The organism is Acinetobacter sp. UBA3106 (assembly GCA_002365595.1).
GTDB lineage: Bacteria > Pseudomonadota > Gammaproteobacteria > Pseudomonadales > Moraxellaceae > Acinetobacter.
The window spans coordinates 112,896-119,020 of the sequence record DFAM01000011.1; the positions used below are offsets into that span (position 1 = coordinate 112,896).

6 protein-coding genes and 1 pseudogene are annotated in these 6,125 nt (G+C 43.4%); 4 read left to right on the plus strand and 3 right to left on the minus strand.

What is annotated here, in order from left to right; translation table 11 throughout:
• The first annotated feature begins 5 nt into the window (after positions 1-5).
• The 4 genes and pseudogenes from B4C48_RS14185 (at position 6) to B4C48_RS05155 (ending at position 3,922) form a co-directional block, all read left to right on the plus strand.
• Positions 6-270, plus strand: a pseudogene (locus tag B4C48_RS14185) (type II toxin-antitoxin system RelE family toxin).
• Between the two features lie 369 nt (positions 271-639).
• Entirely contained in the window at positions 640-1,083 is a 444-nt protein-coding gene (locus B4C48_RS05145; protein WP_291354536.1) for a CopG family ribbon-helix-helix protein, read from the plus strand.
• An 11-nt stretch (positions 1,084-1,094) separates the two neighbouring features.
• A complete protein-coding gene (gene atzF, locus B4C48_RS05150; protein WP_291354537.1) occupies positions 1,095-2,903 on the plus strand; it encodes an allophanate hydrolase in 1,809 nt (602 codons plus the stop codon).
• A complete protein-coding gene (locus B4C48_RS05155) occupies positions 2,900-3,922 on the plus strand; it encodes an ABC transporter substrate-binding protein (RefSeq protein ID WP_291354538.1) in 1,023 nt (340 codons plus the stop codon). The genes atzF and B4C48_RS05155 overlap by 4 nt, the downstream gene beginning before the upstream one ends.
• Before the next feature lie 290 nt (positions 3,923-4,212).
• Here B4C48_RS05155 and B4C48_RS05160 read toward each other — a convergent pair whose 3' ends face one another.
• From B4C48_RS05160 to B4C48_RS05170, 3 genes are all read right to left on the minus strand, one after another.
• Positions 4,213-4,542 (minus strand): DMT family transporter, encoded by a 330-nt coding sequence (locus B4C48_RS05160; RefSeq protein WP_004280373.1) that lies wholly within the window; start codon positions 4,540-4,542, stop codon positions 4,213-4,215.
• Positions 4,543-4,550: 8 nt separating this feature from the next.
• Entirely contained in the window at positions 4,551-5,432 is an 882-nt protein-coding gene (locus B4C48_RS05165) for a hypothetical protein (RefSeq protein ID WP_291354539.1), read from the minus strand.
• Positions 5,429-6,125 (minus strand): isopenicillin N synthase family dioxygenase (locus B4C48_RS05170; protein ID WP_291354540.1); only part of this gene is annotated, 697 nt, incomplete at its 5' end. The genes B4C48_RS05165 and B4C48_RS05170, both read right to left, overlap by 4 nt.

The following is a 6,125-nucleotide window of genomic DNA, read 5'->3' on the forward strand; positions in this document are numbered from 1 at the left end:
CCTAAATGATCTACGAGCTCGAGTTCACAAAAACCGCGCTAAAAAATTCGATAAACTCAATCTGCAAATTGCGGAACAGTTTATTCCTAATATGATGTCATTTTAGACAATCCTAAAATTCCAAAAAACAAACTCAGTGGCTCAGTCGACTTATACAAAGTAAAACTAGGATCGGCAGGGTATCGCTTGGTCTATCAAGTGATCGATTCTAAAATTGTCGTGCTTCTGTTTGATGTTAATCGTAGAGATTCGATTTATAAAAAGATCTAAAAAGACCGCTAGATAAAGTTTTTTTAATGATCGAAACAATTTTAAGCATCTATAACCAACTTAGTGCAATAAAAAATAATCAGCACCATTTCAGTCAATCATATAGATTTCATAAAACTTAAAAATAGTGATCAAAACCTATAATTCTATAAAAATATATAAATAACAATATCTTATATCTTTTGGCACACTTTCTGCATTTTAGTAATACGAAATATTTTATTTGTAATACTAAATACAGGAGATGCACATGGATTTATCTAAACCAAAAAAAAACAAGCATCCACTTTTGCGTGTCTTAGTCGAAATATTCACAGCACGTGCAGGGTTTCATCTTCAACAACAGCAAAACTTTAAGGAATAAGCCCCTTGCCGAAAGTAAAATTGGCACGAATCAGTGTCACGGTTCCAGAAACAACACTCAATGCGCTCGATGAGAAAATCGTTGAGCAACATTATGAAAGTCGCTCACAAGCCATTGTCGACATGATTAACCGCCATCTGATTGATGATCTGGTGATTCGCGATGAAGTCATGGTCGGCACACTCACCTTGCTCTATGACGTTAGCTTAAAACCGCTGCGTAGTCAGCTGGTCGATCTGCAGCAGCAGTATCTGGCGCAAGTGATCAATTCACTACATATCCAGCTGGATGATGAAAAAATTCTGCAAGTCATGCTGATGCAGGGCGCGAGCAGTGATCTGAAAGAAATTAGTGAACAATTTATTGCATTGAAGGGCGTGATTAAAGGGCATCTCGAACTGATGGATGCCGTCATGCCGCCTATTCCACAAAATACCGAACACACTTAAGGAGAACAGCTGTGCACAACTTATGGACTGTACAGGACTGGCAACACGCCTACCAGAATAACAATATCCAGCTTAGTGACCTGATTGGATATGTTGCCGGGTTGAATAATGACAATCATGCCTGGATTTCAATTGCGACAGCAGCACAATTACAGGCACAAATTGATGCATTGACTGGTGCAGATAGTGCAAACTTGCCACTTTATGGGGTGCCATTTGCAGTCAAAGACAATATTGATGTCGCAGGTTTTTATACCACTGCAGCGTGTAAAGAAGCTGAGTACTTGGCGACTTCAGATGCAACCGTCGTAGCAAAACTGAAAGCTGCTGGTGCAATTGTGGTGGGTAAAACCAATCTGGACCAGTTTGCGACGGGTCTGGTCGGTGTGCGCTCTCCATACGGCGCTGTGAAAAACAGCTTTAATCCTGAATATATTAGTGGCGGTTCAAGTTCCGGTTCCAGTGTAGCAGTTGCGAATGGCCAAGTACCATTCAGCTTGGGTACAGATACTGCCGGTTCAGGACGTGTACCGGCAGGGCATAATAATATTGTTGGTTTAAAGCCGACCAAAGGTTGGTTCTCGACTACAGGCCTGATTCCGGCTTGTCGCACCATCGATGTGATTTCAATTTTTGCATTAACGGTGGATGATGCCTGGCAGGTGGCGCAAGTCATGCAAGACTATGATGCCAGCGATGATTATTCCCGAGTACATCCTCAGAATGTACCGAGCCAATTTTCAAAAGGGAAAATTGCCATTCCGAATACACTGGAATTTTATGGCGATGCTGAAACTGAAAAAGCATTTGATCAAGCCGTTGAACGGGTGAAAGGCTTAGGTTATACCGTCGAAGCGATTGATTTTAGCATTTTCAATCAACTAGCAGCTGCTTTATATAACAAGGCCTGGGTCGCTGAACGTACTAGTGCTGTTGAAAAAATGGTGGCACGTGAAGTTACCCATCCCGTGATTAATCAGATCATTAGCCAAGCGGATAACTTTAATGCCGTGGAGATGATGCAGGCAGAATATGAGCGTGCACAGCTATCTCGAAAAATCAATCTGGCACTGGCGGACTTTGATGCAATGATGGTACCAACCGCACCGACCATCTATAAGATTGCTGATGTGGAAGCCGATCCATTGCTAAAAAATAGCCATATGGGCGCTTATACCAATTTTGTCAATTTTGCCGATCTGTCGGCTTTGGCACTACCAAATAGTATTCGTGCCGATGGTTTGCCAACGGGCGTGACCTTTATTGCGCCAGCCTGGATGGATGAAGCACTGGCCAAGTTCGGGCAAAAATGGCAGCAGGCAAGCCAGTTAAAGTTGGGCACATCTGAACTTAGCTATGAAAAAACAACTGAAATCTCATCGGGGCACAGCGTGAAACTGGCTGTCGTCGGTGCACATCTGACCGGTATGCCACTGAATTTTCAGTTGACCACACGTGGTGGCACCCTGATCAAGCAGACCCGGACTGCTTCGTATTACAAACTCTATGCTTTAAAAAATACCACACCGCCAAAACCTGGCCTGCAATACAACGCCAAAGGTTTTTCAATTGAAGTCGAAGTCTGGGACATTCCGCGTGCACTGTTCGGAGACATTGTTGCAGAAGTTCCGGCACCTTTGGGCATCGGCAATGTCCAGCTGATTGATGGCACTTGGGTCAAAGGCTTTATCTGTGAAGGCTATTCACTTGAAGATGCAACAGATATCAGTCATTTCGGTGGCTGGCGCGAATTTATGAAATCTAAACAACTTTCAAATACCAAATTTAAATGTGAATGCATAGGGGAAGTCGCACAATGATCAAAAAAGCAAGTCTGGCAGCCTCAGTGTGCTGCGCGGTGTTATTCAGTGGTTGTGACAATACAGCAAAACTTCCTGAGCCTTCTGCTCAGGCCAAAGCAACAGCCAATGTTAATCCAATCCGTATCGGTTATAGTGACTGGCCGGGATTTGTGGCCTGGCAGGTGGCGATTGAAAAAGGCTGGTTGGAAGAAGCAGGGGTCAAAGCTGATTTTAAATGGTTCGACTATTCTGCTTCACTCTCTGCCTTTGCTGCCAATCAGCTAGACGCCGTGCTGGTCACTAATGGTGACAATCTGGTGACCGGTTCTGGTGGTACCAAAGGTGTAATGATCATGGCGACCGATTATTCGGCCGGAAATGATGTAATTATTGCCAAGAATGGCATTAACTCGATTCAGGAACTGAAAGGTAAAACGGTTGCAACTGAAAAAGGTCTGGTAGATCACTTGCTGCTTTCTACTGCACTGGATGATGCCAAGGTTAAACTGAATGAAGTTAAACTGGTCAATACCATGACCAATGAATTGCCACAGGTATTTGCCACTCCCGATATTGATGCGATTGCAGTATGGCAGCCAGTCGCGAATCAGGCTTTATCTGCTGTTGCCGGTTCCAAAATTATTTTTAGTTCTAAAGACAAGCCGGGATTAATTTACGATACCTTGACCGTGAATTCCGCCCATCTGGAAGCCAATAAAGAGCAATGGAAAAAGGTCATTCAGGTCTGGGATAAAACAGTCAAATACATCAATGACCCGGCGACTCGTGAAGACGCTGCACAGATCATGTCCAAACGGGTTGGTATCGATGCGAAAACCTATATGCAATTCATTGATGGCACTCATTTGCTGGATCTGGCCGCCAACAAGAAAGTGTTTACCAAAGGTGATGGCTTCGATTCCATCTATGGTTCCAGCTATCATGTGAACAAGTTCAATGTGGCCAACGGTATTTATACGACTGAAATGAACGTGGATGGCGTGATTGTTCCAACGCTGGTGCAAGAACTCAAATAGTGTGTTCCTCAGAATTTTAAAATGTAATTTAAACCAATAAAAAATCCCCAGTTGGGGATTTTTTATTGTCAGATGAATAGGGTTCTTTCATAAATCATTTTGAATCACTACAAATAAAATTCCCTCTCCTTGTAGGAGAGGGTTAGGGAGAGGTTCTTTCTAAGAAATCCCTTCATCCTCTTACGAAGCAATGCTTCTCATTCCAGAGGGGGAAGGAACTTTCAATATCCATTTAAATATGAATATAATGATCATTTTTTGATTTATGAAAGAACGCTAATATTAAAACATTAAAGCTGCGTACTTTTGGAAAAGACATTGATAAAAATAATACCAATGATCATAAACGCCAGACCGATCAGCGCGGGAAGATCCAGTTGCTGTTTAAATACCAAGAGGCCAACCGTTGAAATCAGGATAATGCCGGCACCAGACCAGATTGCATAGGCAATGCCCATCGGAATGGTTTTCATGGTTAGCGACAGGAAAAACAGGGCAACGGCATAACCGGCAATGGTGGCAAGTGAAGGCCAGAGCACGCTAAAACCATTGGAAGCTTTCAATGCAGAAGTCGCAATGACTTCTGCGATGATGGCAATCGACAAATATAAAAAAGACATATTTCTCCCTATACCACCCGTTCTGCATGATGTATCAGATGATCCTGTTCTGACTTCAGCCAGTTTTCAGCTTCCGCAGTCGTTGGTGTCGTGTGTTGAAACTCATAATCCGGCTGGTACATATCCAGTTCAAAAATCAGGTCGATTTTACGATCATCTAAAATTACGTGCTGAACCAGACTGCTTTCATTGAAAACTTCAAAATTTCCCAGCTTAAAGGCTTTGCCTATTTCGCTTGTGCGCGTGCTATAAGTTTTAGCTTGACCATCAGTACCGATAGAAACCTCAAAACTTTCCAACAAGGCAAACACGGTCGGATCGACAGCTTTCAAATCCATTTGAGCTACTGCACTTTGTACTTCAGGCAAACGCGTCAGGGCATAAGCAATATGATCACCACAAATAATCAGGCCACCATCCATTTCCAGGGATTGGCCAGATTGAACATCAATCGCAGATTGCAGCCGCAAGCCTAAAAACAGGCCACGTTGTACCTGCTGGCGCCAGTCTTCGACATAGACATTACTTGGAGAGAATTCCAGAATGCAGTTGCCAATTGCATGCAACCTGGCTGGTTCCGGCCACTGCACATGATTCTGGTAATTGGCGTAGTCTTTCACTTCCCAGGACAATAGCTGGCTGGCGTTATCCCAAAGCGTATTACCAATCCAGCCTTGGCGTTCCTGAACAGCAGTTCCCGTCTGGCTTTTTAGACGAAGATCAATGGTAAAACTGCGCGACTGAAACCAGTACACAATGGTATTTTCATCGGTCAGGCCATTATAAAAACTGATGCTTTTACGCTGGAAAGCACCGTATAAAAAGCCCGGAATAATCTCTGGCTGAGGGATAGTGGGCTTTAAAGTTTTAATTACTTCAAACAGATTCATGATGCTACCTCCGCCTGTTCTTCAAGTCCAAAAGAAGAAAGTGGTACAGCATTTTTTAAGACCAGCTTACCGCTAGCGACGCGCTGTTTTAAATATTGAAAGGTCTGGGCGGTCTGATTAAACAGATGCTCACCCCCGATCAGTGCAGAATATTTGGAATTTTCAGTGTGAATCACAGGTTCAATCACGGTGTCATAATTGCAGGCGCAAAACAGCGGGAATGAATAACGTTCTTCCGAGACCTTTTTCACGCGGTGCTTGGTGGCAAGATATTTACCATTGGATAGAATTTCCATCATGTCACCGATATTCATCACCAAGGTATTTTCAATCAGTGGAATGTCGATCCATTCACCGGCTTTATTCAAAACCTGTAAGCCGGGCGCGGTGGGTAACAGCAGGGTAAAGCATTCGTAATCAGTATGTGCGCCAATCCCTTCGGCATCTTTCACTTCCGGATTATAGGGATAATGAATCAAACGTAGCTGACTTGGTGCATCAGTAATTTTGCTTTTAAAAAAGTCCTCACGAACGCCCAATGCCAGTGCAAAGGCAGAAAAAATCTGCCGGCTGATCTCACGCAGATGCCTGTAGTATTGGCTGACAATAGGCTTGAAATCCGGATAGTTTGGCCATAAGGTAGGGCCAAGTAAAGGACAGTTTTTTTGTGTACCCTGATAATCATAATTGACA